Source organism: Streptomyces curacoi (assembly GCF_001513975.1).
GTDB classification, from domain to species: domain Bacteria; phylum Actinomycetota; class Actinomycetes; order Streptomycetales; family Streptomycetaceae; genus Streptomyces; species Streptomyces curacoi.
In genome coordinates this window covers 157,728-184,084 of the sequence record NZ_KQ947991.1, presented here as the reverse complement: position 1 = coordinate 184,084, position 26,357 = coordinate 157,728, and the positions used below count along the sequence as shown (strand labels likewise).

Sequence of the window (26,357 nt, the reverse complement as noted above, 5' to 3'; positions counted from 1 at the left end):
GACCGGGCAGCGGTCAGGCGCTCTGCTCGGCCAGCAGCCGGTCCGCGATCTCCTCGACGCGCTCGCGCAGCCCCTCCTGGCTCTTGCCGCCGTCGAGGCGCTCGCCGCCGATCACATACGTCGGCGTGCCGGTCACGCCGATCGCCTTGCCCTCGGCCTGGTCGGCGTCCACGACCAGGATGTGCCGGCCGTCGATCAGCGCGGTGTCGAACTCCTCGGCGTCCAGGCCGAGTTCCCGGGCCACCTCGACCAGGAAGGGTTCTCCCTCACGGTCCAGCTCCTCGACCCGCCCCAGCACGGCCTCGACGTACGGCCACCCCTGCCCCTGCTCCGCGGCCTCCTCGGCGGCCTGCGCGGCGGCGAAGGAGTGCTTGTGCTTCTCCAGCGGGAAGTGCCGCAGCCGCAGCTCCAGCCGGTCGCCGTAGCGGGCCCGCAGGGCACGGAGGTCGTCCAGGGCGCTGCGGCAGTCGGGGCACTGGAGCTCGCACCAGACGTCGAGGACGGGGGCGGCGGGACGGTCGGGGGAGGAGTCGCTCATGGCCCCAGTCTCCCAGCACCGGCCTGGAGCACCCAATCCGACCTGGTGCTTCGGTGCGGGAAGTGCCGGTCGTACGACTTCGACCGGCACCTGGGGAGGAGGTGACCCGGAGATGTCCCTGATGTCCGGCCGGGGCATGGCCGGACAGGGACGGGACGGTGCAGGATGGAAGGGACGATGTGCCCTGCCCCGACCCAGCCTGCCTGGAGGACCGGATGATTGCCGAGACCGTCTGTTCCGCCGTCTCCGTGGCCGGCCTGGGCATCGCGGCGGTGACGGCGTATCGCAAGCGTTTCCTCGCGGCCGCCCGTATCGCCGCGTACGCGCTGGTGCCCCTGGGTCTGGTGATGACCGGTGTCGTCGACTGGCTGGCGGACACCGCGTTCAGCCCGACCGCCTGGGCGGGCTTCGGAGTCCTCGGCGCGTCCTGGCTGCTGTTCGCGAGCACGCGCGCGGTGGAGCGCCGCCGCGGCGGCACCCGCAAGGAGCGCAGGCAGGCCCGCGCCACCGGACAGCGCGAGGCGGCGGACCCCGCGGCCTCGGCGCCCTCGCTGGGACCGGGCTCGCGTCAGTCCACCCGTCCCGCGACCGCACCCCGGGCCGATGCCGCGGACGACTTCAGCGATATCGAGGCCATCCTGAAGAAGCACGGCATATGACGCCCGTACGCAGGGCTGAAACGACACAGTGGGTCGCCGCCCGGCCCTAAGCGATCAAGACTCGAACCGGACATCACGGAATCCGGCGAACTCCCGCTCATCGCGGGCGCGTTGTTCGCGCCGGGAGGCGCAACTGCGCCATCATCGCCCGCGAGATGCTGGACACGACACAGAGCGAGGCCGCGCCACCTCAGGACGAGCCTCGCGGGTGCCTCTTCGCCCTTTCCCAGCCACCGCTGATGATCTTCCTTGCGGTGATCGGGTGTCTGCTGCTCACGGCTGCGCTGCACGACCTGCTGCTGCTCTGAGCCGTACCCGCGGCCCCCGGCGCCACCCGCCGGGGCCCGCGTCGACACCATGTCGTGCCGGGCCGTCGCCGCTCAGCCGGCCGCTTCCTTGCGGCGCGCCCGGTAGGCGGCCACGTGCAAGCGGTTTCCACAGGTACGGCTGTCGCAGTACCGTCGCGAACGGTTGCGGGAGAGATCCACGAAGGCATGCCGGCAGTCCGGTGCCTCGCAGCGCCGCAGCCGCTCCTGCTCCCCGGCGACCACGAAGAACGCCAGCGCCATGCCGCAGTCGGCCGCCAGGTGGTCGGCGATGGAGGCGCCGGGGGCGAAGTAGTGCACATGCCAGTCGTAGCCGTCGTGGTCCGTGAGCTGGGGCGTGGTGCCCGCGGCGGCCACCAGCTCGTTGATCAGTGCGGACGCCGTCCGGGCGTCCGGTGCCTCGAAGATCGCCGCGAACCGTCCGCGCACCTTGCGCACCGCCGACAGATCGAACTCCGACAGGACCCCGACGTCACTGATCTCGTGCTTTCGTACGAAATCCGCGAGGGTCGCGACGTCCGGCAGTCCGTCCGGCGTCTCGTCGTTCTCCGGGGCGGTGTTCACCAGATCCACCACGGCGTCGAGCGCACACCGGGTGTCATGGGTGATCAGCACGTTTCGCTCCCTGGCCTGGGGGGTCGGGCGGGACGCCCGCCGATGCTGGCCGATGGTAGTGGCTCACGGAGCCGGAACACCGGCCGCACTCGCACGTGGCTTCGAATACAACGCCGCAACGGCGCCGACGGTTCCCGTCCTCACGGCCCGAACCACGGCCGGTCCGGACCCGGCAGCCGGCCCGGCCCCACTCCGCCGCAGCTCCTGGGGGCCGCACGCACGCCAGCGCCGCCCCCGCGGAGCGGAGACGGCGCTGAGGCATGCCGTATGCGGTTGTCTTGGCCCGAGCCGTCTCCCCGAGTCGACGGCGCCGGGCGGCTTTGCGGGAGCTCCCCTAGCTCTCCGCCAGGATGTGTGAGAGCTCCTGGTCGAGATCGAAATGCCGGTGCTCCGTGCCGGGCGGCACAGCGGCATCCGTCCGCTTCAGGAAGGACTCCAGGGCCCGTGCTGGGGCCTCGAGCAGCGCCTCGCCCTCCGGAGAGCTCAGGGCGATGCAGACGACGCCCTGGCCGTGGCTGCGCGACGGCCAGACACGGACGTCGCCGGTTCCGGTGGGCCGGTGGAGGCCCTCCGCGAGGAGGTCGCGGGCGAACACCCACTCGACGGTCTCCTCGGCTCCGGTGTGGAAGGTGGCGTGCACGGCGTAGGGGTCGGCCGTGTCGTACCGCAGGCCTGCGGGGACAGGCAGGGAGGACTCGCTCGACACAACGAGGCGCAGGTGCAGCTCGCAGCTGACCGTGGTGTTCATAAGCGCCAGGGCCTTTCGCTCAGTGTGCGCTCGGGGATTCGCACGTCGGCGAAATCGACATGCCACCTACGGTGTCGTTGTAAACCCCTCTGAGTGTTTTGCGTGTGTTTACGTAACTCTTCCGGCCGAGAACCCGTTCGCGAGGTACGACCATTCCGGTGACTGGTTTCGGTCCGGTAGGGTTTGGCCGTATGAATACGGGGAGTAACGAGCCGGGCGAGGTTGCCGTGGCGGCGCACGAGACCGAAGTGGATGGTGTGAAAGGCGAAAGCGAGCAGGGCCTCGGGTCAAGAGCACCGGAGTTCATCAAGGCGCGTCGTGTGCTGCACCTGAGCTGGCAGGTGGGCATCTTCGTCCTCGGCCTGGCGATAGTGGTCGTCGGCATCATCATGCTGCCGCTGCCCGGCCCCGGCTGGGTCGTGATCTTCGGCGGCATGGCGGTCTGGGCGACCGAGTTCGTCTGGGCCCAGCTGGTGCTGCGCTGGACCAAGCGCAAGGTCACCGAGGCGGCCCAGAAGGCCCTCGACCCGAAGGTGCGCCGCCGCAACATCATCCTGACGTCGATCGGGCTCGTGATCGTGGCCGTGCTCGTCGGCATCTACCTGTGGAAGTTCGGCATCGTCATGCCCTGGAAGATCAAGGACCAGTGATCCGCGACGGGGGTGCGGGTGGCGGCCGCAGCGGTTCCGGGCCGGTCACACGCACCCCCTGACATGGGGTAATGTTCTTCCTGCGCCCGGGCGATTAGCTCAGTGGGAGAGCGCTTCGTTCACACCGAAGAGGTCACTGGTTCGAACCCAGTATCGCCCACCCGGATCCGGCGGCCCGTCTGCGACAACGCAGGCGGGCCGCCGTCGTTCGGTGCCCGGAGCGGCGGCGAAGGGCGGCTCCGCGGGCGCGGAGAGGGCAGTGCGTCGGTGCTGCGGCCGGGCGCGGACGGGGAGACGCGTCGGTGCCGCGGCCGGGCGCGGCGCGCTGTGAGTGACGGTCCGTGAGGTCCCGTCGGCTCTCCGACCGCTTGATATGTCATTCCGTCAACTTCTGGTCCGCCGACCGGTTTCGGCCGACCGGTTCGCGTCCCCGCCGGCCGACTGATCGTTCGATCTTCCGACCGCACGTCTCTCACCTGCGACATCACCCCGTCTGCCCGGTCCGTTCGATCGCACACCCCGTCAAACCGCCGAGCGGGCCCCCAAGAAATTCCTGTCCGAATCATTGACGCACCCTCCCGCCCTCCGTAACTTGTGCCAGCAAGCGCTTACTTGAAACGATTCATGCAGGCGGCGACGGAACGTTGCGCGGGGAGGCTCGACGGTGAGAACCAGCAGGAATGTTGAGAGGCGTACGATCTTGAAGGCGGCCGGCGCCACCGCGGCCACCCTCGGGCTGGCCGCGACCACGGGATGCGGCGGCGACGGTGCCTCCGCCGACGGGACGGTGACACTCCGTTACGCGTGGTGGGGCGGCGAGCCGCGCACCATTGCCATCAAGAAGACGATCGCGCTCTTCGAGAAGAAGTACCCGAAGATCAAGATCAAGCCTGAATTCACCGACTACGAGGCGTTCTGGGAGAAGTTCCAGACCCAGGCCTCCGGCGGAAATCCGCCGGACGTTTTCCAGAATGCGGTCGGCTTCCTGCGCAAGTACGACAAGCGTGGCGTTCTGATGGATCTCAAGTCGCAGTCGGACGCGGGGAATCTGAGCCTGGACAACTTCCGCAACGGCGTTCTGGCGAACGGTCAGGTCGACGGCAAGCAGATCGGCATACCCGTCGGCGCCAACACCATGGCGCTCGTCATCGACCTCAAGGCCTTCGAGAAGGCGGGTGTCGAGGCGAAGATGGGCTGGACCTGGGACGACTACTTCGACGCGCTCCAGACCATCCAGGACAAGCTGAAGATCGCCGGCGACACCGGCTACTTCAGCATCATGTACCTCTACGACCTGTACCTCCGTCAGAACGGCAAGGCCTTCTTCACCGACTCCGATCTCGGCTTCACCGAGGACGATCTGACGCAGTGGTGGGAGGACGGCTACAAGCGTGTGCGGTCCGGCCTCGTCGCCGACCCGAAGAAGGTCGAGCAGGTCAAGCCGAAGTCGGCGCTCTCGGCGGGGCTCGCCGCGTCCGAGTTCACCTGGGACAACTTCTCCATCCGCTACGAGGGCGAGGGCGAGTCGGACTACGGGCTCGCGCCGATCCCCACCACGGACGGCAAGCAGACCGGCCAGTACCTCGGTTCGCTGATGCTCAGCGCCTTCTCCGGGACCAAGCACCCCAAGGAGGTCGCCCAGTTCATCGACTTCATGGTCCACGACCCCGAGGTCGGCAAGATCATGGGCTACGACCGCGGCATCCTCGCCACGACCGAGCAGTACGAGGCGTTCACGCCCACCGACGACAACAACAAGGGCGTCAAGGCGTACGAGGAGGAGGTCGCCGAGGCCGGCGTCCTCGGGAAGATCACCCCGCACCCGTCCGGCGCCGACGTCATCGAAGCGGCGTTCCTGCGCATCGGCGGTGAGGTCGCCCAGGGCAAGGCCAAGCCCGCCGACGCCGCCAAGACGCTGTTCAGCGAGGCCAAGGCCGCGTTCGCGGGCTGAGGGGACGTACCACCATGACGCTCGTCAAGGAAGCGCCCGCGCGCCCGGCCGGGAAGCGGTCCGCCGCTCCCGCCGCCGGGCGGCGCGGGCGGCGCCGCGAGAACCTCGCCGGCTATCTCTTCATGTCGCCGTGGATCGCGGGGTTCCTGCTGCTCACGGCGGGGCCGATGATCGCGTCGCTGTACTACGCGTTCACCAGGTACAACCTGTTCACGCCGCCCGAGTGGGTGGGGTTCGACAACTTCACGACGATGTTCCAGGACCCGCGCTGGCAGAAGTCGGTGGAGGTCACGCTCAAGTACGTCGTCGTGGCCACTCCGCTGAAGCTGCTGCTCGCGCTCGGCGTCGCGCTGCTGCTCGCGCAGAAGCGGCGCGGGCAGGGCCTGTACCGGGCCGCCTTCTACATGCCCTCGCTCATCGGCGCCAGCGTCTCCGTGGGCTTCGTGTGGCGGGCGCTGTTCTCGGACGACGCGATCGTGGACCGTGGGCAGAAGATCTTCGGTCTCGACGTGGGGGGCTGGATCGGCAACCCGGACTACGTCATCTACGCCCTGGTGGCCCTGAGCATCTGGCAGTTCGGCGCGCCGATGGTCATCTTCCTGGCCGGTCTCAAGCAGGTCCCGCAGGAGCTGTACGAGGCCGCCGAGGTGGACGGGGCAGGGCCCCTGCGGCGGTTCTGGAACATCACGCTGCCGATGATCTCCCCGGTGCTGTTCTTCAACGTGCTGCTGGAGTCCATCCACGCGTTCCAGGTGTTCGGCTCCGCCTACGTCGTCTCCGACACCCGGTGCGGGCCCGCCGACGCCACGCTCGTCTACACCTGTTACCTCTACCAGAAGGGCTTCAAGGAGGCCCAGATGGGCTTCGCCTCCGCGATGGCCTGGACACTGGTGGTCGCGGTGGCGCTCGTCACGGCGGTCCTGTTCTGGTCGCAGAAGAAGTGGGTGCACTACGAGGAGGCCGCCAAGTGACCAGTGCCACCACCCCTGTCGTCCACACCGCCGGTGAGCGGCGGCGCTTCGGCTCCGTCGTCTGGCACGTGGGCGCGCTCGCCATCCTCGCGGTCGTCCTCTACCCCGTGATCTGGGTGGTCGGTGCCTCGTTCAAGCCGAGCAAGGACATCATCGCCAGCCTGGAGCTGTTGCCCACCGAGCCGGTCTGGGCGAACTTCTCCGGGCTCGCCGACGGCATCTCCGGCATCTCCATCAGCAGTTTCTTCTGGAACTCGCTGATGTACGCGGTCCTCGCCGTGGCCGGTGTCGTGCTGTCCAGCTCGCTGACCGCGTACGCCTTCGCCAAGATCCGGTTCGTCGGGCGGAACCTGCTGTTCACCCTGATGATCGGCACGCTGCTGCTGCCGTACCACGTGCTGCTCATCCCGCAGTACGTGCTGTTCCGCAACCTGGAACTCACCGACACGCTGGTGCCGCTGGTCGCGGGCAAGTTCCTGGCCACGGAGGCGTTCTTCGTCTTCCTGATGGTGCAGTTCATGCGCGGGCTGCCGCGCGAGCTGGACGAGGCGGCCAAGCTCGACGGCTGCGGGCACTTCAGGACCTACTGGTCCATCGTGCTGCCGCTGAGCCGCCCCGCCATCATCACCAGCGCCATCTTCACCTTCATCAACGCGTGGAACGACTTCATGGGGCCGTTGATCTACCTCAACACCCCCGAGAAGTACACCGTCTCGCTCGGCCTGATGATGTTCCGCGACCAGGAGGGCATCTCCAACTACGGGAGCATGATCGCGATGTCGCTGGTGGCGCTGATCCCGGTCATCGCCTTCTTCATGGCCTTCCAGCGCTACCTCATCGACGGCATGGCGACATCCGGACTGAAGGGCTGAGGCGGTCGGCATGGCGCAAGCACGCGTGAAGGCCCGCCCCCCGCGCAGGGCGTCCTTCCTCGGCGGCGAGCGGTTCGCCGTCTTCGCCGAGTGTCTGCTCACCGGCGTGTGGATCGCCGTGGCCTGCCTCGGGGTCGTCACCTACCCCGCGGCCTTCGCCGCCGGCGCCCGGCATCTGCGGCGCCGCACGGCCCACGAGGGCGGTGGCGTGCGGGAGTTCGTCGTGGACTTCCGGTCGGCCCTGCGCGGGGGATGGGCCGTCGGGGTCGCCGGATGGGCGGCGGCCGCCGCGGTCTGGATCGACGTCCAGGCCGCGCGGGCCGGGCTTCCCGGCGGGCCGTTCGTCGGGGCCGTCGGCAGCTTCGCGCTGATCGGACTGGCCGCGGCCCTGCTGCGGGCGGCGGCCGTCTGGACGCCGGGCGCCTCCTGGCGGGCGCTGCTCGCGGGCGCCGGCCGCCGTACCGTGCTCGACCCCGCCGGGTCCTTCCTGGTCGTCTGCGGGCTGGGCGTCGTAGCCCTGTCCGCCGCGTTCATCGCGCCGCTGGCGGTTCCCGTCCTGGGAGCCGTCGCGGCGGCGGCCGTCGCCGTGGAGGAGCGGTACCGGCACCGCTGACGGGCGGTGCCCTCGCACGAAGTCGGCACCGCTGACGGGCGGTGCCCCAGCACCAAGTCGCACCGCTGACGGGCGGTGCATCTCCCCAGGTCGGCGCCCCGGGCGCCGTACCTCTCTCTGTCATGCCCTTGACCACCCCCTTGCACGCGCACGGAAAGGAAAGGCCATGTCCCCCATCCCCCGCAGGTCCCTCCTCAAGGCGGCCGCGGTCGCCGGAGCCGCCGCGCAGTTCAGCTGGGCCCTGGGAGCGAAGGACGCGCAGGCCGCGCCCAGAGCCGAGGCCGCCGACGCGGACCCCGTGACGCTGGACTGGCTGGAGGACGGCGGCCTGGGCGCCGCCCCCGGCTCCACCGTCGGCGTCCCCTGGCCGAAGGGCGTCCATCAGGAGGACCAGACGTTCGCGCTGACGGACGCGGACGGCAAGTCCGTCCCCGTGCAGTCGTGGCCCCTCGCCTACTGGCCGGACGGCTCGCTCAAGTGGACCGCGCACGCGGTCAGTTCGGGCAACGGCAAGCTCACCCTCACCGCCGGGGAGCCCGCCACGCCCGCCAAGAAGGTCACCGTCGACAAGAGCGGCGGCACCATCGAGGTCTCGACCGGCGTCATCACCGCCAGGATCGGCAAGTCCGGCGCCACGCTGATCAAGTCGGTCACCCGCGGCTCCACCGAGATCGCCAAGAACGGGCGGCTCGTGCTGATCCGCCAGCCGGAGATCGAGGACGAGGACCAGGGCGCGGTCAAGACCGAGCGCTTCGACGGCGCGATCTCCGAGGTCACCGTCGAGCAGGAGGGCCCGGTCCGCGCGGTCGTCAAGATCGACGGCAAGCACCGCAAGGGCAGCCGCAGCTGGCTCCCCTTCTCCATCCGCCTCTACTTCTACGCGGGCGCCGACTCCTTCCGCATGGTCCACACCATCACCTACGACGGCACCCAGGAGCCGGGCAAGGCCGGCGGCGACTTCATCCGCGGCATCGGTGTGCGCTTCACCGTGCCGATGCGGGACCAGTCGTACGACCGCCACATCCGCATCGGCGGCGAGGGCACCGGCCTGCTCCGCGAGGCCGTCAAGGGCATCACCGGACTGCGCCGCGACCCCGGGGCGGCCGTGCAGGCGGCCCAGTTCGAGGGCAAGCAGCTGCCCGACCCGGCCACCTGGGACCAGCGGGTCACCACCCGCCTGCAGTACATCCCCGAGTGGGGCGACTACACCCTCTCCCAGCTCTCCGCCGACGGCTTCACCCTGCGCAAGCGCACCAAGAAGGGCCACGGCTGGATCGGCGCCGGCGGCGGCCGGCGCGCCTCCGGCTTCGGCTACGTCGGCGGGGTGAGCGGCGGACTCTCCTTCGGGCTTCGCGACTTCTGGGAGAAGTTTCCCGCCCAGCTCGACATCCGCGACGCCCACACCGACGAGGCCGAGGTCACCATGTGGCTCTGGTCGCCCGAGGCGCAGCCCATGGACCTGCGCTTCTACCACGACGGCATGGGCCAGGACACCTACCCCGAGCAGCTCGAAGGCCTCAACATCACCTACGAGGACTACGAGCCCGGCTTCGGCACCCCCTACGGCATCGCCCGCACCTCCGAACTCCTCTTCTGGGCCAACGAGTCGACGCCTTCAGCCCAGGCTCTGGCCCAGCAGGTCGAGGCCGTACGCGTGCTGCCGCAGCTCGCGGCACCGCCCAAGCAGCTCATCAAGGCCAAGGTCTTCGGCCCCGGCCTGTACTCCGAGCCGGACCGCTCCACGCCCGCCAAGGCGAAGATCGAGGACCACCTCGACTTCCTCTTCACCTACTACAAGGACCAGGTGGAGCAGCGCCGTTGGTTCGGCTTCTGGGACTACGGCGACATCATGCACACCTACGACACCGTCAGGCACCAGTGGCGGTACGACATCGGCGGCTACGCCTGGGACAACTCCGAGCTCTCGCCGGACCTGTGGCTGTGGTTCGCGTACCTTCGCTCCGGCCGCGCGGACATCTTCCGGTTCGCCGAGGCGATGACCCGGCACACCGGTGAGGTCGACGTCTACCACCTGGGGAAGTGGGCCGGACTCGGCACCCGGCACGGCGTCCAGCACTACGCCGACAGCGCCAAGCAGCAGCGCATCGCCAACACCACCTACCGCCGCTACTACTACTTCCTCACGGCGGACGAGCGGGTCGGCGACCTCATGCACGCCAACGTCGACTCCGACGAGACCTTCCTCGTCCTCGACCCCATCCGCAAGATCCGCACCGAGCCCTACACGCCCGACCGGCACGCCCTGTCGATCGGCTTCGGCACGGACTGGAGCGGGCTCGTCTCGGCGTGGCTGACCGAGTGGGAGCGCAAGGGGCCCAAGTGGGAGAAGGCCAAGGCGCGCGTCCTGTCGACCATGGAGACGATCGCCGCCCAGCCGAACGGCTTCGTGCAGGGCACCGGGCTGTACGACCTCGACACGGGCAGGTTCGCCATCGCCGACAAGCCGGCGGTCAGCGTCTCGCACCTCTCCGCCGTCTTCGGCCTCAACGAACTGTGCGCCGAGCTCATCGACCTCGTCGACATGCCGAAGTTCAACGAGGCGTACTTCGACTACTGCCGCTACTTCAACGCGACGAAGGCCGAGCAGGCGGCGCGCTACGGCGCCAACTTCGGCAGCCTGATCCTCTTCCAGGGCCACTCGCGCCTCGACGCGTACGCCGCCGTCCAGACCGGCGACCAGAAGCTCGCCAAGCGGGCGTGGGAGAAGTTCTACAACTCCGACGGCTACAAGGAGTCGGCACCCTGGAGGACGGAGAAGCTGAGCGGCCCGGACGCGCTGGTCCCGGGCAGTGAGGCGGCCTGGGTGTCCACGAACGACACCGCGCTGTACGGACTCGCGGCCATCGAGAACCTGGCGCTGCTGGGCGACAGGATGCCGTCCTAGCGGCCGGCCCGGGCAGCAGGAGCGCCGCCGCACGGGCGGCGGCGCTCGCATACCTGGCAGTGTGGCCCACGTCACGTCCCAGGGCATGAGTACGCGTACTCAGAACCTGCTCGGACACTCAGAACCTGCCCCGGCGCGGTGGAACCCGCCGGACGGGGGCAGACTCTGCCCATGGACTGGAGCCACTACCGCTTCCGCAGTCTGTGGGCCCTGCCCGCACCTCCCGTCACCGTCTACGACGTGCTGGAACAGGCCGAGGACTACCCCCGCTGGTGGCCCCAGGTGCGCAAGGTCGACCGGATCGACGACACCAGCGGCGTGATCACGGTCCGCTCCGCCCTGCCGTACGACATCATCTTCACCGCGCGTGAGGTGCGCCGGGACCGCGCGGCGGGGGTGCTGGAGATCGCCATGTCCGGCGACCTCGACGGCTGGGCCCGCTGGACGGTCGCCGCGGACGGCGCGGGCAGCCTCGCCCGCTACGAGCAGGTGGTCGACGTGCACAAGCCGCTGCTCAGACGGTTCGCCGTCCCCGGGCGACCGGTCTTCCGCGCGAACCACCGGCTGATGATGCGCGCCGGACGGCGGGGACTGGCGACCTACCTGGCCGGGGGGCGGCAAGCGGTTTGAACGAAACGCGCGGGGACCTGTATTGTTCAGTGCGTTCCCGGGCGATTAGCTCAGTGGGAGAGCGCTTCGTTCACACCGAAGAGGTCACTGGTTCGAACCCAGTATCGCCCACCCGGAGAAAGCCGGTCCGTTTCGTACGGACCGGCTTTTCTGCTGTTCACGCGGCTGCCGCCGGAAGGTCCGGGCGCAGCGGCCATGCCGGGTCCACCGCCTCCTCGGTGCCGCTGCGCGCGAACCACGCCTGCAGTCCCCGGGCCTGCGCCGCGTGCCACACCGCCTGCAGGGTGTGCAGTTCGGCGGCCGACAGACGCTCCAGCCGGGCCGCGAAACGGCGCCCCACCGCCCGTACGACCTCCAGCGAGGCCAGGGCGTCGGCCGCCGCGTCATGCGCGCCGTCCAGAGTGACGCCGTAGTGCGCACACAGGTCGGTGAGCGTGCGGCGGCCCTTGCGGTAGCGGTCCAGGTGCTTGTCCAGGACCCGCGGGTCCAGCACCACCAGCGGTGTCGCCTCGAACCAGCGGCCGAGGGACGAGGCACGATGGCGGCGCAGCTCCCGATCGAGCAACGTCAGATCGAAGGGCGCGTTCATCACCACCAACGGCCGTCCCCTGGCGGCGTGTTCCGCCAGCTCGGCGGCTATCTCGTGCATCACCGGCGCCGGCCAGCGGCCGTTGCGCTGCAGATGTTCCTCCGTCAGTCCGTGTACCGCCGTCGCCGCCTCCGGCACCGGCACACCCGGGTTCACCAGCCACCGGGTCACCCGCGGCCGGGTTCCCGGGGCGTCCTGGACGACGACGGCCGCCGAAACGATCCGGTCGGTCTCGACGTCCACGCCTGTCGTCTCCGTGTCGAATGCCGCCAGCGGGCCTTCGTACCAGCACGCCATATCCACACAACCCCTCGTTCACCCAGGGCAGCTGACGCACCGTCTTCTGCCCGTTTGGTGATACCCGGGCCGTTTGCGCCGTACGCCGGAAGGACACAACAGGAGTGCGGGTCCTTGCAGTTCAGCGGCCCGGCACAGGGATTCACCTGGCGTGGAAGGCTGTTGGTCATGGCGATAGCGCAGCCCGAGCGGGGCGGGCTGCTGCCCGAACGTACGGGCCCCCACCGGGGTTCACTCGCCACCACCGCCTGCATGGAGACCCTGCAGGTGGGTTATCTGCACGCGGTCGCGGCGGCGGCCGGGTGCTCGCTGTCCCAGCCGTTCCCGGACAACGGCATCGACTGGCACGTCAGCCACAGCGCGCCGGGCCACACGGTCGACGACGAGGTCACCATCAAGGTCCAGCTCAAGGCGACGTACCAGCTCGCGCCGAACCCGCCCGGCCGCTTCTTCTCCTTCACGCTCGACAACGACCACCTGGCGAAGCTCGCCCGCACGCCGGTCTCGGTGCACAAGATCCTGGTCGTGATGATCGTGCCCCGGTCGCAGGAGCAGTGGCTGCGGGCCGGCCACGACCGGCTCGATCTGCGGCACTGCTGCTACTGGGTCAACCTGGCCGGCCACCCGATCACCGGCCGGCGGCGGACCAGCGTGCGGATACCGACCTCGCGCATCTTCGACGACCGGGCGCTCTGCGAGATCATGACGCGGGTCGGTACGGGAGGCAGACCATGACGCACCGCCCCCTGGAGGAACCGCTCAGGCCGGTCCGGCCGCACCCGGTCGACGCGTCCTGGGACCGTACCCCCGAGCCCGGCGACGTCGACCCCGCCGTGCTCAGCGCCCTGCTGCACCGGCACGGCTGGCAGCGGCGCGGCGGAGCGGCGGGACGCTACGGCCGCTGGACCCCGCCAGGGCCGGGCGGCAACGGCACCAGCCTTCTCGTGCCCGAGTCCCGCGCCTTCCCCGACAGCGAGGATCTGCTCGGCGAGGCGCTGGTCGCCCTCTCCCGCAGCGGCACGCCCTCCGCGCGCGAGGTCCTGGTCGGGCTCACCGTGCCCAGCGACGAGGTCCGGTGGTGGCGGGACGCGCCGAGTGGGCCGACCGCTGCCGCGCCCTGGACCGTGGAGGAGGAGCTGCGCACCGCCGCCCGCCAGATGCTCCTCGCCGCGGCGCTCGCCACCCGCGCCCGCGCCGGCTATCACGGCGCCCGGCACCGCCGTTCGGCCGCCGCGATGCTGGAGAACGTCCTCGTCGGCGCCGCGGCCGGTGGCCGTGGCCTGACCGCCTTCGTGCCCGTCGGCACCGGGCGCCCGCTCGCCGAACGCCTGCACCAGGCCCTGTACGCCGCCCGCGAGGCCATCGACTACCGGCGGGCCACCGGCGGCATGGACGCCTTCGACGGCGCCGTCGAGGCGGGCGTCAGCCGTGAGTTCACCGAAGCGCTGGTGGCGCTGGTGCGCGGCACCGAGGGCGCGCGCATCGCCGTCGAGTGGGCGCCCGCCGCCGGGGTGCCCGAGGACTGCGCGGCCGGCGGCGAGCCCGTCGAGTTCTCGCCGGGCGACCTGCCCGTGCTGCGCGAGGCCGGGGCCCGCTATCTGCGGGGCGAACCCTCCGTGCCGGTGCGGATCACGGGGGCCGTCGTACGGATGCGCAGGTCGGGGCCGGGCGGCGAAGGCACCGTCCGGCTGCGCGTCATCGCGGGCGCCGAGGTGCCGCACGTCCGGCTGACCCTGGACGAGGAGGCGTACCGCATCGCCGGGCACGCCCACCTCGTCGGGCTGCCGGTGCGGGTGCACGGCCGGCTGGAGAGCCGGGGCGGCTTCCGCAAGCTCACCGGCGCGTCCGGGGTCGTACCGGTGCAGGTGGACGACGCCGAGCGGGACCGGCTGATGAAGTCGCTCCAGGAGGACCTGGACTTCTTCGAGGAGGTGTGCGGCGGGGAGGACGCCGGGGACTGACGGGGGCGGGCTCGGCGAGGCGGGATTGTTTCGTCAGGGCTTGCAGCTGGGGTGCCGAATGTTTGGCTCGGTCGCCTTCGGGGCGCCACATGCGCCCCCCTACGGCTCCCTCGCGGCCGGTGTCGTCGGCCCCGTGCAGGTTGGTGGGCCGTTGCCCGGCGTCGGGGTGGGCTGGTCGGCCCGGGGAGCGCTGGGGCCGGGGCGTCCTCGGTGACCGTTTCGCGGTCGGCCGCCCGGGGTCGGTACGATCCCACTCATGCGCGCGCTCCTGGTATGGCGCCGTATTCCACCTTCAGTCAGGAGAGACCGGTGTCAGACGTCCGTGTGATCATCCAACGCGATTCCGAGCGGGAAGAGCGCGTGGTGACGACGGGCACTACGGCCGCCGACCTCTTCGCCGGCGAGCGCTCGATCATCGCCGCGCGCGTGGGCGGCGAGCTCAGGGATCTGTCGTACGTGCTCTCCGACGGCGAGGAGGTCGAGGGCGTCGAGATCTCCTCCGAGGACGGGCTCAACATCCTGCGCCACTCCACCGCGCATGTGATGGCGCAGGCCGTGCAGGAGCTCTTCCCCGAGGCCAAGCTGGGCATCGGCCCGCCCGTCAAGGACGGCTTCTACTACGACTTCGACGTCGAGAAGCCGTTCACGCCCGAGGATCTCAAGGCCATCGAGAAGAAGATGCAGGAGATCCAGAAGCGGGGGCAGAAGTTCGCCCGCCGTGTCGTGACCGACGAGGGCGCCCGCGAGGAGCTCGCGAACGAGCCCTACAAGCTGGAGCTGATCGGCCTCAAGGGCGCCGCCTCCAGCGACGACGGCGCGGACGTCGAGGTCGGCGCCGGCGAACTCACGATCTACGACAACCTGGACGCCAAGACCGGCGAGCTGTGCTGGAAGGACCTCTGCCGCGGTCCCCACCTGCCCTCGACCCGCCTGATCCCGGCGTTCAAGCTGATGCGCAACGCCGCCGCCTACTGGCGCGGCAGCGAGAAGAACCCGATGCTCCAGCGCATCTACGGCACCGCCTGGCCGTCCAAGGACGAGCTGAAGCAGTACCTGGACTTCCTCGCCGAGGCCGAGAAGCGCGACCACCGCAAGCTGGGCAACGAGCTCGACCTGTTCTCCATCCCGGAGCAGATCGGCTCCGGCCTCGCCGTCTTCCACCCCAAGGGCGGCATCGTCCGCCGCGTGATGGAGGACTACTCGCGGCGCCGCCACGAGGAGGAGGGCTACGAGTTCGTCTACACCCCGCACGCGACGAAGGGGAAGCTCTTCGAGACGTCGGGTCACCTCGACTGGTACGCCGAGGGCATGTACCCGCCCATGCAGCTCGACGAGGGCGTGGACTACTACCTCAAGCCCATGAACTGCCCGATGCACAACCTGATCTTCGACGCGCGCGGCCGCTCCTACCGTGAACTGCCGCTCCGTCTCTTCGAGTTCGGGACCGTGTACCGGTACGAGAAGTCGGGCGTCGTGCACGGCCTCACCCGCGCGCGTGGCTTCACCCAGGACGACGCGCACATCTACTGCACGCGCGAGCAGATGTCGGACGAGCTCGACAGGACGCTCACCTTCGTTCTCGGCCTGCTGCGCGACTACGGCCTGACCGACTTCTATCTGGAGCTGTCCACCAAGGACCCGGAGAAGTTCGTCGGCTCGGACGAGGTCTGGGAGGAGGCCACGGAGACGCTGCGCCAGGTCGCCGAGAAGCAGGGCCTGCCGCTCGTGCCCGACCCGGGCGGTGCCGCCTTCTACGGCCCGAAGATCTCCGTGCAGGCCAAGGACGCCATCGGGCGCACCTGGCAGATGTCGACGATCCAGCTCGACTTCAACCTGCCGGAGCGCTTCGACCTGGAGTACACCTCCGCGGACGGCTCCAAGCAGCGTCCGGTCATGATCCACCGCGCGCTGTTCGGCTCGATCGAGCGGTTCTTCGCGGTGCTCCTGGAGCACTACGCGGGCGCCTTCCCGGCCTGGCTGGCCCCGGTGCAGGCGATCGGCATCCCGATCGGCGACGCGCATGTGGACTACCTGGAGAAGTTCGCCGCGGCCGCCAAGAAGAAGGGCCTCAGGGTCGAGGTCGACTCCTCCTCCGACCGTATGCAGAAGAAGATCCGCAACGCCCAGAAGCAGAAGGTGCCCTTCATGGTCATCGCGGGCGACGAGGACATGGCCAACAACGCCGTCTCCTTCCGCTACCGCGACGGCTCGCAGGAGAACGGCATCCCGTTCGACGAGGCCATCGCGAAGATCGCGCAGGTCGTCGAGGAGCGGGCGCAGGTCTGAGCCGGCGGCACGAGTGCGTCGAAGGCCCCCGGGGAGCTCGGCTCCCCGGGGGCCTTTCGCCGGTCGGGCCCGGCCCGCGTGCGACGATCACGGCCCAGGAAACGGACCGTGTGCGGCCTGCGGGAGAGCATCTGAGTGCGAGCCCTGGCGACACGCCGCGGACGGACGAAGCCATATGCTGCACGCATGACGAGTGAGCCGGAGCAGCAGTGGGGAGTGGGGATCCAGGACGCGTTCCAGCGTCTGTGGACGCCCCATCGGATGGCCTACATCCAGGGTGAGAACAAGCCGACCGGCCCCGGAGCCGACGACGGCTGCCCCTTCTGCTCGATCCCGGCCAAGTCCGACGAGGACGGGCTGATCGTCAAGCGCGGGGAGCAGGTCTATGCCGTCCTCAACCTGTACCCGTACAACGGCGGCCACCTGATGGTCGTGCCCTACCGCCACGTCGCCGACTACACCGACCTCACCGAGCCGGAGACCGTCGAGCTCGCCGCCCTGACCAAGCAGGCGATGACGGCCCTGCGGACCGCCTCCGGCGCCCACGGCTTCAACATCGGTATGAACCAGGGCACGGTCGCCGGCGCCGGTATCGCCGCCCACCTCCACCAGCACATCGTCCCGCGCTGGGGCGGCGACACGAACTTCATGCCGGTGGTGGGGCACACGCGGGTGCTGCCGCAGCTGTTGGCGGACACGCGGAAGATGCTGGCGGAGGCCTGGCCGGCCGCCTGATGTTTCAGCCGAGGGCAGCCCCGGCCGGCCCGTGGGGCGGCCGGACCCGCCTGGCACGGCTCGGCCGCCGGAGGCCTACGCGTCGTACACGTCCGCTTTGCGAGGCGTCGGATCCTGCACCGCCGTGCTGAGGAACGCCGACCGCGCACCGAACTTCTCGGTGTCCACGCCGTTCTCCGCCAGCACCTTGATCGCCGCGGCATGCACCACCCGCAGCACCGGCGTGGCCGCGCGCAGCGCGTCGTCGGCCATGAACCGGTGCCGCCACGGCTGATCCGCCCACGCATGCCGCAGTCCGAACGGCTCGGGCAGCGCGATCGTCCCGCCGAGCCAGTTCAGCAGCGGCGGATACCAGGAGATCGGGGCGCGGACCGCCAGCCGTACGACCTCGTCGCTGTTGACCAGGGGAAGCTTCACCGTGCGGCTCTCCCACGGCTTCAGCGACTTGGTGACCTCCTTCGTGGGCGTCTCCGGCTTCGTCGTGAAGAGGCCGTTCACCGGGCCCAGGGCATGCCCGGTGACCTCGATGCGCAACGTCTCGTGCAGCACGGTCACCGTGATCAGCATGGTGATGATCAACTGCCCGTCCCAGAGCGTCCACTGGACGCCCAGGTAGTGCCGGTCACCGCTGCCGAACTGCTGCTTGTTGCAGATGTCCTGTATCGCGTGCGACTTGACCTGGTACGCCTCGACGTCCGTGCCCTCCGGCCGGGACACCGCCTTGGCGCCCTCGGCGATCGGCGTGACGATCCAGTGCCGTATCGACGGCTTCGGGAAACCGCCGGTGTTCAGCGGCCCGCGCTCCAGCATGCGCAGCTGGTCATGGATGGACCGGATGACGTCCCAGCTGCGGAAGGGGTGGATCTCGCGGGTCGGGTCGGCCGGCGTCAGGTCCTCGGCCAGCTGCCAGCTGCCCCAGCGGGTGCCCATGCCGAGTATCCCCTTGGGCCCGGCGTAGAACACGGAGTTGGACTGCTGCTCGGCGCTGAGCTTGGCGAGGGACTGGCGCAGCTGTTCGGCCTGGGTCTCGCTGGGGCTGGTCGGCACCGCCTCAGGCACCTTCGCGCCGACGCTGCTGCCGGCCAGCAGGCTGTCCCACCGCCCCCGCAGGTCCTTCGCGGTGCGTTCGCAGACCTGCTTGGCCCAGAACCAGCCGACCACGGGCATGACGACACAGGCCCGCGCATACCACGCCCACAGACCGCCGAACGGCATCTTGACCAGGAAGAGCACGGCGAGCGCGCCCGCCGCCACGAGCAGCACGGTGGCGAGCGCACTGCCCCGCTTCTCGTTCGCCTTGCCGATGGTGGTGCGCAGCTGGAAGATCAGCAGCCACACCAGCAGCCCGGGCAGGAAGAGCAGACCGCAGATCACCATGATGGTGCTGAGCATCCGGTCGCGGGCCTTGCGGATGTTGTTGGCGGCCAGACAGTGCTCGACGACGACCTGCGGCTCGGTGCCGAAGGACTGGATCAGCGGCTTGCGGCCGCTGCCGAGCATGCGGTCGACGACGGCACGGGAGAAGGCCTCACCCAGGTTGGGCCGGAAGATCCTCGCCCACTTGCGGCCTTCCTTGACGTCGGTCTGGTGCCATTCGTTGTCGGCCTTCTTGATGTCCTGAAACGGATTGTCCCGGTAGGCCGCCGAGGCCAGCGCGAACGTCGCCGTCTGTCCCTCGCCGGCCGTGCGCGGCACCTGCGGACCGAAGATGTCCGCGTAACCGCTCTCAACGGTCATTCCCGCCCCCGATCGCCGCACTGTCGCTTGCGGCCTTCCCGACTTCCGTACTGCGCACACCTGTTGATCAATGACCAGCGTATCCGTCCGCACTGACATTCGTCGGCGGACGGCCGAAGCCGCCCGCCGACGTGGAGGGGAGCGTTCCGCACAAGCCACTTGGTGGCGCCGGGCGCGAACTACGAGGCGTCGCGCGCCTCTTCACGAATCCTTTCCGCGATCTGCGGCGGCATCGGTTCGTGCCGCGCGTAGGAACGGTCGAAGCGCGCGGTGCCGTGCGACAGCGACCGCAGATCGACGGCGTACCGGCCGATCTCGATCTCGGGCACCTCTGCCTTGATGACCGTGCGGCCACCGCTGGTCTGCTCGGTGCCGAGGACACGGCCGCGCCGCCCGGACAGGTCGCTCATCACGGCGCCGACGTAGTCGTCACCGACGAGGACGGACACCTCGGCCACCGGCTCCAGCAGATGGATCTTCGCGTCGGCCGCCGCCTCCCGCAGCGCGAGCGCGCCGGCCGTCTGGAACGCGGCGTCGGAGGAGTCCACGGAGTGCGCCTTGCCGTCGAGCAGCGTGACCCGGATGTCGACGAGCGGATAGCCGGCCGCGACGCCTTTGGCCGCCTGGGCCCGCACCCCCTTCTCCACCGACGGGATGAACTGCCGGGGCACCGCGCCGCCGACGACCTTGTCCACGAACTCGATGCCCGAGCCGCCCGGCAGCGGCTCCACCTCGATCTCGCAGATGGCGTACTGCCCGTGCCCGCCGGACTGCTTCACATGCCGTCCGCGGCCGGCCGACTTGTGGGCGAACGTCTCCCGCAGGGAGACCTTGTGCGGTACGACGTCGACCTGCACGCCGTACCGGCTGCGCAGCCGTTCGAGGGCGACGTCCGCGTGCGCCTCGCCCAGGCACCACAGCACCACCTGGTGGGTGTCCTGGTTCTGTTCCAGCCGCATCGTCGGGTCCTCGGCGACCAGCCGGGACAGACCCTGCGACAGCTTGTCCTCGTCCGCCTTGCTGTGCGCCTGGATGGCGAGCGGCAGCAGCGGGTCGGGCATCCGCCAGGGCTCCATCAGCAGCGGATCGTCCTTGGCCGACAGGGTGTCGCCGGTCTCCGCGCGGCTCAGCTTCGCCACACAGGCCAGATCGCCCGCGATGGCGTGGCTGAGCGCCCGCTGCTGCTTGCCGAAGGGCGCGGACAGGGCGCCGATGCGCTCGTCGACGTCGTGGTCCTCGTGCCCGCGGTCGGCCAGCCCGTGCCCGGAGACGTGCACCGTCTCGTCGGGGCGCAGGGTGCCGGAGAAGACGCGGACCATCGACACCCGGCCGACGTACGGGTCGGACGCCGTCTTCACGACCTCCGCCACCAGCGGCCCGTCCGGGTCGCACGGCTTCAGCTCGCGCGGCTTGCCGTCGATCGTGGTGACCTGGGGCGCCTCGCGCTCCAGCGGGGTCGGGAAGCCCCGGGTGATCAGCTCCAGCACCTCGACCGTGCCGAGTCCCTGCCGGGCGCCGTCGGCGGCGGGGGCGGCGGCCAGGACGGGGAAGAAGGTGCCGCGCGCGACGGCCCGCTCCAGATCCTCGATCAGCGTCTTGACGTCGACCTGCTCACCGCCCAGATACCGGTCCATGAGGGTCTCGTCCTCGCTCTCCGCGATGATCCCCTCGATCAGCCGGTTACGGGCCTCCTCGATCTCCGGCAGCTGGTCCTCGCCGGGCTCGGACTCCTTGCGCTCGCCGCTGGAGTAGTCGAACAGCTTCTGGGAGAGCAGGCCGATCAGGCCGGTCACCGGCGCGTGCCCGTCCGGGCCCTGCGGCCCGTGCAGCGGCAGATACAGCGGGAGCACCGCGTCGGGGTCGTCCCCGCCGAAGGCCTCCGCGCAGATCCGCGTCATCTCCTCGTAGTCGGCCCGCGCGGACTCCAGGTGTGTGACGACGATCGCGCGCGGCATGCCGACAGCCGCGCACTCCTCCCACACCATGCGGGTCGAGCCGTCCACGCCGTCCGAGGCGGAGACGACGAAAAGGGCCGCGTCCGCCGCGCGCAGACCGGCCCTCAGCTCCCCGACGAAGTCGGCGTATCCGGGGGTGTCCAGAAGGTTGATCTTGATGCCGTCCCATTCGACCGGCACCAGGGAGAGCTGCACCGAGCGTTGCTGCCGGTGCTCGATCTCGTCGTAGTCGGAGACGGTGCCGCCGTCCTCCACGCGGCCCGCCCGGTTCACCGCCCCCGCGGTGAGCGCGAGAGCCTCCACCAGAGTCGTCTTGCCCGATCCGGAGTGGCCGACCAGCACCACATTCCGTACGGACGCGGGGTGGTCGGCCGCTGTAGCCCTGCCGGCGGCTCCGGGGTGTGCGTTCGCCTTGTCGCCCATGATCCTGCCTCCCGTGCACGGTGAGGTCACTGTGGGCGCGGACATGCGGATCCGCGTGCGATGGCGGCTCCGGTGACGCCCGCGGTTCTTCGAGCTTTCCACTCCCGTCACGGTGCGTCCATACGAAGGACGTGATCGTGCCGTCCGGCACTGCCGGAACAGACCGCTCGTCGCGGGTACGAGTGCCCGGCGGTCGCGCTCACGCGCGCGTGGCTACGATGGGCCAGCCGGTGGCCAGCAGGGGCCGCCCGGCGCCACACCGACCCTCGGGAAGGCCATGCTGAACAAGTACGCGCGTGCGTTTTTCACGCGTGTCCTCACGCCGTTCGCCGCATTTCTGATCAGGCGGGGCGTCAGTCCTGACATGGTCACGTTGATCGGCACCGCCGGCGTGATCGTGGGCGCGCTGGCCTTCTACCCCCGGGGCGAGTTCTTCTGGGGCACGGTCGTGATCACGCTGTTCGTGTTCTCCGACCTCGTCGACGGCAACATGGCCCGGCAGCTGGGCCGCTCCAGCCGCTGGGGCGCCTTCCTGGACTCCACCCTCGACCGGGTCGCCGACGGCGCGATCTTCGGCGGCTTCGCCCTCTGGTACGCCGGGGGCGGCGACGACCTCGTCCTGTGCGCGGTGTCGATCTTCTGCCTGGCCAGCGGCCAGGTGGTGTCGTACACCAAGGCCCGTGGTGAGTCGATCGGCCTGCCGGTCGCCGTCAACGGCCTCGTCGAGCGGGCCGAGCGCCTGGTGATCTCCCTGGTCGCGGCCGGTCTCGCGGGCCTGCACAAGTTCGGGGTACCCGGCATCCAGTACCTGCTGCCCGTCGCCCTGTGGATCGTCGCCGTCGGCAGCCTCGTCACGCTGATCCAGCGGGTCGTCACGGTTCGCCGGGAGTCGGCCGAGGCGGAGGCCGCGGAAGCCGCGCAGGACAAGCCGCAGAACGCCTCTCAAGGGAGTGAGGCAGCCAAGTGAGTGCCCAGGAGCGGCTCACGGACGCGCTGTACGGCCTGGGCTGGAGCACGGTCAAGAAGCTCCCCGAGCCGGTCGCCGTACGGCTTGGCCGCGCCATCGCCGACCTCGCCTGGAAGCAGCGGGGCAAGGGCGTGCAGCGGCTGGAGAGCAACTACGCGCGCGTGGTGCCCGACGCGAGCCCGGAGCGCCTCGCCGAACTCTCGCGCGCGGGCATGCGCTCGTACCTGCGCTACTGGATGGAGTCCTTCCGGCTCCCCGCCTGGAGCGCCGAGCGCGTCAAGGGCGGCTTCGACGCCAAGGACATCCACTACCTGACCGACGGCCTGGCCGCCGGCAACGGCGTCATACTCGCGCTGCCGCACCTGGCCAACTGGGACCTCGCGGGCGCCTGGGTCACCACCAAGCTGCAAACGCCGTTCACGACGGTCGCCGAACGCCTCAGGCCCGAGTCGCTCTACGACCGTTTCGTCGCCTACCGCGAGGGCCTCGGCATGGAGGTCCTGCCGCACAGCGGCGGCACCGCCTTCGGCACGCTGGCCCGCAGGCTGCGCGACGGCGGCCTGGTCTGCCTGGTCGCCGACCGCGACCTGTCGGCCTCGGGCGTGGAGGTCGAGTTCTTCGGCGACACCGCCCGGATGCCCGCCGGACCGGCGCTGCTGGCCCAGCAGACCGGGGCACTGCTGCTCCCCGTCACGCTCTGGTACGACGACTCGCCCGTCATGCAGGGCCGGGTCCATCCGCCGATCGAGGTGCCCGAGACAGGTACCCGGGCCGAGAAGACGTCTGTCATGACACAGGCGCTGGCCGATGCCTTCGCCTCGGGGATCGCCGAACATCCGGAGGACTGGCACATGCTCCAGCGCTTGTGGCTCGCTGATCTCGACCCCACGAAGGGGCCCTCGTGAGAATCGGCATCGTCTGCCCGTACTCCTGGGACGTGCCGGGCGGCGTCCAGTTCCACATCCGCGACCTCGCCGAGTACTTCATCCGGCTCGGCCACGAGGTGTCCGTCCTGGCCCCCGCCGACGACGACACCCCGCTCCCGCCGTACGTGGTCTCGGCGGGCCGCGCCGTCCCGGTGCCCTACAACGGCTCGGTCGCCCGGCTGAACTTCGGCTTCCTCTCGGCCGCCCGGGTCCGCCGCTGGCTGCACGACGGCGAGTTCGACGTCATCCACATCCACGAGCCGACGTCGCCGTCCCTCGGCCTGCTGGCCTGCTGGGCGGCCCAGGGCCCGATCGTGGCCACGTTCCACACGTCGAACCCGCGCTCCAGGGCGATGATCGCGGCCTACGCCATCCTCCAGGCGGCCCTGGAGAAGATCAGCGCCCGGATCGCGGTGAGCGAGTACGCCCGCCGCACCCTCGTGGAACACCTGGGCGGCGACGCCGTGGTGATCCCCAACGGCGTCGACGTCGACTTCTTCGCCAAGGCCGACCCCAACCCCGACTGGCAGGGCGACACCATCGGCTTCATCGGCCGCATCGACGAGCCCCGCAAGGGCCTGCCGGTCCTGATGCGGGCCCTGCCGAAGATCCTCGCCGCCCGCCCGCAGACCAGGCTCCTGGTGGCGGGCCGCGGCGACGAGGAGGAGGCGGTGCAGTCCCTGCCCGCCGAACTCCGCTCCCGGGTCGAGTTCCTCGGCATGATCAGCGACCAGGACAAGGCCCGCCTGCTGCGCAGCGTCGACCTGTACGTCGCTCCCAACACCGGCGGCGAGAGCTTCGGGATCATCCTGGTCGAGGCGTTGTCGGCCGGGGCCCCGGTCCTCGCCTCGGACCTGGACGCCTTCGCCCAGGTCCTCGACCAGGGCGCCGCGGGCGAACTGTTCACCAACGAGGACGCCGACGCCCTGGCCGAGGCGGCCCTACGGCTCCTGGAGGACCCGGCACGGCGCGCGAAGCTGCGAGACCGGGGGAGTACGCATGTACGCCGCTTCGACTGGTCGACCGTCGGTGCGGACATCCTGTCGGTGTACGAGACGGTGACGGCGGGCGCGGCGGCCGTGGCCGCGGACGAGCGCGCCGGGGGCGGCGGAAGCGGCCTGCGGGCGCGGTTGGGGCTGGCGCGCGACTGAGGGGGGCTCGCTACGCCGGTCCGGCATCATCCAGCTTGTTCGGCGTTTGAGGACGAGGCCCGTTCAGGGCCGAAGCGGGGGTCCAGGGGGCGGCAGCCCCCTGGCGGGGTCGAAGGGGCGGAGCCCCTGGGGGATGGGACGGGTAGGAGCGGCGGGGGCGAGAACCGCCCGACGGCGACCACAACGCAGGACACGCAACCACCGACCCGCCTCACCCGCCCCCGCACGCCCCCCGCCTGACCCGGCGAAGCTAGTCTGCGGCCGTGACCGCAACCCTCATCTGGATCCTCGTCGCCCTCGTCGCGATCGGCCTCTACCTCAGCTGGACCGCGGGCCGCCTCGACCGGCTGCACGCCCGGATCGACGCGGCGCGTGCCGCCCTCGACGCCCAGTTGCTGCGCCGCGCCTCGGTGGCCCAGGAACTGGCCACCTCCGGCGTACTGGACCCGGCCGCGTCGATCGTCCTGTACGAGGCCGCCCACGCCGCCCGGCAGGCCGAGGAGGAGCAGCGGGAGGTCGCCGAGAGCGAGCTGAGCCAGGCGCTGCGGGCCGTGTTCGCCGAGGCCCCGCAGGTGGAGGCGGTACGGGAGGCGCCCGGGGGAGAGGAGGCGGCCCGCGAGCTGACCGAGGCGGTCCGCCGGGTACCGATGGCCCGCCGCTTCCACAACGACGCCGTACGGGCCGCCCGGGCGCTGCGCCGGCACCGCAAGGTCCGCTGGTTCCGCCTGGCGGGCCACGCCCCCTTCCCGCTGGCCTTCGAGATGGACGACGAGCCGCCGACGGCACTGACCGACAGAGCCGCCTGACCAGCACGTTCGCACCACGGGCCGGGAAAAGGATCCACCGGCTTCTCATTGGCCCTTGCTGTGGCCTGGTCCACTCCCGTTTCCTCGGTGCTTGCAGTAACCCTCTTTCACCGTGTGAGGTCACCCGTGTCCATCTCCGAAAACCAGGCTCCCGAGACCGGCACCGCCCGCGTGAAGCGCGGCATGGCCGAGCAGCTCAAGGGCGGCGTGATCATGGACGTCGTCACGCCGGAGCAGGCGAAGATCGCCGAGGACGCGGGCGCCGTCGCCGTCATGGCCCTGGAGCGGGTCCCGGCCGACATCCGCAAGGACGGCGGCGTGGCCCGTATGTCCGACCCGGACATGATCGAGGGCATCATCGACGCCGTCTCCATCCCGGTCATGGCCAAGTCCCGCATCGGCCACTTCGTCGAGGCCCAGGTCCTGCAGTCCCTCGGCGTCGACTACATCGACGAGTCCGAGGTCCTCACCCCGGCCGACGAGGTCAACCACTCCGACAAGTGGGCCTTCACCACGCCGTTCGTCTGCGGCGCCACCAACCTCGGTGAGGCCCTGCGCCGCATCGCCGAGGGCGCGGCCATGATCCGCTCCAAGGGCGAGGCCGGCACCGGCAACGTCGTCGAGGCCGTCCGGCACCTGCGCCAGATCAAGAACGAGATCGCCAAGCTGCGCGGCTTCGACAACAACGAGCTGTACGCCGCCGCCAAGGAGCTGCGCGCCCCCTACGAGCTCGTCAAGGAGGTCAGCGAGCTCGGCAAGCTCCCGGTGGTGCTGTTCTCCGCCGGTGGCGTCGCCACCCCGGCCGACGCGGCGCTGATGCGTCAGCTCGGCGCCGAGGGCGTCTTCGTCGGCTCCGGCATCTTCAAGTCCGGCGACCCGGCCAAGCGCGCCGCTGCCATCGTCAAGGCGACCACCTTCTACGACGACCCGAAGATCATCGCGGACGCGTCCCGCAACCTCGGCGAGGCCATGGTCGGCATCAACTGCGACACCCTCCCCGAGGCCGAGCGCTACGCCAACCGCGGCTGGTAAGCACCCTCCAAGGA

General features: G+C 70.3%; 23 protein-coding genes, 2 tRNA genes and 1 pseudogene. 20 read left to right on the top strand and 6 right to left on the bottom strand.

Annotated features, from left to right (window positions below; all coding sequences use genetic code 11):
* Positions 1–13: 13 nt before the first annotated feature.
* Entirely contained in the window at positions 14–538 is a 525-nt protein-coding gene (locus tag AQI70_RS26700; RefSeq protein WP_062154443.1) for a DsbA family protein, read from the bottom strand.
* Between the two features lie 215 nt (positions 539–753).
* Between AQI70_RS26700 and AQI70_RS26695 the strand changes: the two genes are divergently transcribed.
* Positions 754–1,197: a hypothetical protein gene (locus tag AQI70_RS26695; protein ID WP_062154441.1), complete on the top strand. Its 444-nt coding sequence runs from the start codon at positions 754–756 to the stop codon at positions 1,195–1,197.
* Positions 1,198–1,352: 155 nt separating this feature from the next.
* The gene (locus AQI70_RS39665) at positions 1,353–1,505 is read left to right on the top strand and encodes a hypothetical protein (protein WP_167358920.1); all 153 of its coding nucleotides are present in this window, start codon (positions 1,353–1,355) and stop codon (positions 1,503–1,505) included.
* Between the two features lie 72 nt (positions 1,506–1,577).
* Here the strand turns inward: AQI70_RS39665 and AQI70_RS26690 are convergent, their stop codons facing one another.
* Together AQI70_RS26690 and AQI70_RS26685 are read right to left on the bottom strand one after the other, a co-directional pair.
* The gene (locus tag AQI70_RS26690; RefSeq protein WP_062154439.1) at positions 1,578–2,138 is read right to left on the bottom strand and encodes a CGNR zinc finger domain-containing protein; all 561 of its coding nucleotides are present in this window, start codon (positions 2,136–2,138) and stop codon (positions 1,578–1,580) included.
* A gap of 334 nt (positions 2,139–2,472) precedes the next feature.
* A complete protein-coding gene (locus AQI70_RS26685) occupies positions 2,473–2,886 on the bottom strand; it encodes an SsgA family sporulation/cell division regulator (RefSeq protein WP_004002642.1) in 414 nt (137 codons plus the stop codon).
* A 191-nt stretch (positions 2,887–3,077) separates the two neighbouring features.
* Here AQI70_RS26685 and AQI70_RS26680 point away from each other — a divergent pair, with 191 nt between their 5' ends.
* The 9 genes from AQI70_RS26680 (at position 3,078) to AQI70_RS26640 (ending at position 11,589) form a co-directional block, all read left to right on the top strand.
* Positions 3,078–3,536 (top strand): TIGR02611 family protein, encoded by a 459-nt coding sequence (locus AQI70_RS26680; RefSeq protein ID WP_062154437.1) that lies wholly within the window; start codon positions 3,078–3,080, stop codon positions 3,534–3,536.
* 88 nt (positions 3,537–3,624) lie between these two features.
* Positions 3,625–3,696: transfer RNA gene (locus AQI70_RS26675), tRNA-Val, on the top strand.
* Between the two features lie 504 nt (positions 3,697–4,200).
* Positions 4,201–5,487, top strand: a complete 1,287-nt coding sequence (locus AQI70_RS26670; protein WP_062154434.1) for an ABC transporter substrate-binding protein — start codon at positions 4,201–4,203, stop codon at positions 5,485–5,487.
* Between the two features lie 14 nt (positions 5,488–5,501).
* The gene (locus AQI70_RS26665) at positions 5,502–6,458 is read left to right on the top strand and encodes a carbohydrate ABC transporter permease (protein WP_062154432.1); all 957 of its coding nucleotides are present in this window, start codon (positions 5,502–5,504) and stop codon (positions 6,456–6,458) included.
* Positions 6,455–7,330, top strand: coding sequence for a carbohydrate ABC transporter permease (locus AQI70_RS26660; protein WP_062154430.1), 876 nt, complete (start codon positions 6,455–6,457; stop codon positions 7,328–7,330). The genes AQI70_RS26665 and AQI70_RS26660 overlap by 4 nt, the downstream gene beginning before the upstream one ends.
* Before the next feature lie 10 nt (positions 7,331–7,340).
* The gene (locus AQI70_RS26655; protein ID WP_062154428.1) at positions 7,341–7,943 is read left to right on the top strand and encodes a hypothetical protein; all 603 of its coding nucleotides are present in this window, start codon (positions 7,341–7,343) and stop codon (positions 7,941–7,943) included.
* 166 nt (positions 7,944–8,109) lie between these two features.
* Positions 8,110–10,848 carry an exo-rhamnogalacturonan lyase family protein gene (locus tag AQI70_RS26650; protein WP_062154421.1) on the top strand — a complete coding sequence of 913 codons (2,739 nt, stop codon included), beginning with the start codon at positions 8,110–8,112 and terminating at the stop codon, positions 10,846–10,848.
* Positions 10,849–11,019: 171 nt separating this feature from the next.
* Positions 11,020–11,478, top strand: coding sequence for an SRPBCC family protein (locus AQI70_RS26645; protein ID WP_062154419.1), 459 nt, complete (start codon positions 11,020–11,022; stop codon positions 11,476–11,478).
* Between the two features lie 39 nt (positions 11,479–11,517).
* Positions 11,518–11,589 (top strand) — tRNA-Val (locus AQI70_RS26640).
* Positions 11,590–11,635: 46 nt separating this feature from the next.
* On the opposite strand, the gene AQI70_RS26635 is transcribed toward AQI70_RS26640, so the two are convergent.
* Positions 11,636–12,364: a 3'-5' exonuclease gene (locus AQI70_RS26635; RefSeq protein WP_062154417.1), complete on the bottom strand. Its 729-nt coding sequence runs from the start codon at positions 12,362–12,364 to the stop codon at positions 11,636–11,638.
* Positions 12,365–12,532: 168 nt separating this feature from the next.
* Here AQI70_RS26635 and AQI70_RS26630 point away from each other — a divergent pair, with 168 nt between their 5' ends.
* From AQI70_RS26630 to AQI70_RS26615, 4 genes are all read left to right on the top strand, one after another.
* Entirely contained in the window at positions 12,533–13,099 is a 567-nt protein-coding gene (locus AQI70_RS26630) for a DUF4365 domain-containing protein (RefSeq protein WP_062154415.1), read from the top strand.
* Positions 13,096–14,325 (top strand): hypothetical protein, encoded by a 1,230-nt coding sequence (locus AQI70_RS26625; protein ID WP_062154413.1) that lies wholly within the window; start codon positions 13,096–13,098, stop codon positions 14,323–14,325. Before AQI70_RS26630 ends, AQI70_RS26625 begins: the two co-directional genes overlap by 4 nt.
* Positions 14,326–14,634: 309 nt before the next feature.
* Positions 14,635–16,611, top strand: coding sequence for a threonine--tRNA ligase (gene thrS / locus AQI70_RS26620; protein WP_062154411.1), 1,977 nt, complete (start codon positions 14,635–14,637; stop codon positions 16,609–16,611).
* 186 nt (positions 16,612–16,797) lie between these two features.
* On the top strand, positions 16,798–17,346 hold the full coding sequence (locus AQI70_RS26615) for an HIT family protein (protein WP_062154409.1): 549 nt from the start codon (positions 16,798–16,800) through the stop codon (positions 17,344–17,346).
* Between the two features lie 75 nt (positions 17,347–17,421).
* Here the strand turns inward: AQI70_RS26615 and AQI70_RS26610 are convergent, their stop codons facing one another.
* Positions 17,422–19,083 (bottom strand): hypothetical protein, encoded by a 1,662-nt coding sequence (locus AQI70_RS26610; RefSeq protein WP_062154408.1) that lies wholly within the window; start codon positions 19,081–19,083, stop codon positions 17,422–17,424.
* A gap of 179 nt (positions 19,084–19,262) precedes the next feature.
* On the bottom strand, positions 19,263–21,461 hold the full coding sequence (locus tag AQI70_RS26605) for an elongation factor G-like protein EF-G2 (protein WP_062154407.1): 2,199 nt from the start codon (positions 21,459–21,461) through the stop codon (positions 19,263–19,265).
* Positions 21,462–21,679: 218 nt separating this feature from the next.
* On the opposite strand from AQI70_RS26605, the pseudogene pgsA reads away from it, so the two are divergent.
* The 5 genes and pseudogenes from pgsA (at position 21,680) to pdxS (ending at position 26,343) form a co-directional block, all read left to right on the top strand.
* Positions 21,680–22,428, top strand: a pseudogene (gene pgsA / locus AQI70_RS26600) (phosphatidylinositol phosphate synthase).
* A complete protein-coding gene (locus tag AQI70_RS26595; protein ID WP_062154403.1) occupies positions 22,425–23,333 on the top strand; it encodes a phosphatidylinositol mannoside acyltransferase in 909 nt (302 codons plus the stop codon). The pseudogene pgsA and the gene AQI70_RS26595 overlap by 4 nt, the downstream one beginning before the upstream one ends.
* Entirely contained in the window at positions 23,330–24,505 is a 1,176-nt protein-coding gene (locus AQI70_RS26590; RefSeq protein ID WP_062154401.1) for a glycosyltransferase family 4 protein, read from the top strand. Before AQI70_RS26595 ends, AQI70_RS26590 begins: the two co-directional genes overlap by 4 nt.
* A 263-nt stretch (positions 24,506–24,768) precedes the next feature.
* Positions 24,769–25,311 carry a LemA family protein gene (locus AQI70_RS26585; RefSeq protein ID WP_062154399.1) on the top strand — a complete coding sequence of 181 codons (543 nt, stop codon included), beginning with the start codon at positions 24,769–24,771 and terminating at the stop codon, positions 25,309–25,311.
* A 126-nt stretch (positions 25,312–25,437) separates the two neighbouring features.
* Positions 25,438–26,343, top strand: coding sequence for a pyridoxal 5'-phosphate synthase lyase subunit PdxS (pdxS, locus tag AQI70_RS26580; protein WP_062154397.1), 906 nt, complete (start codon positions 25,438–25,440; stop codon positions 26,341–26,343).
* Positions 26,344–26,357: the final 14 nt, after the last annotated feature.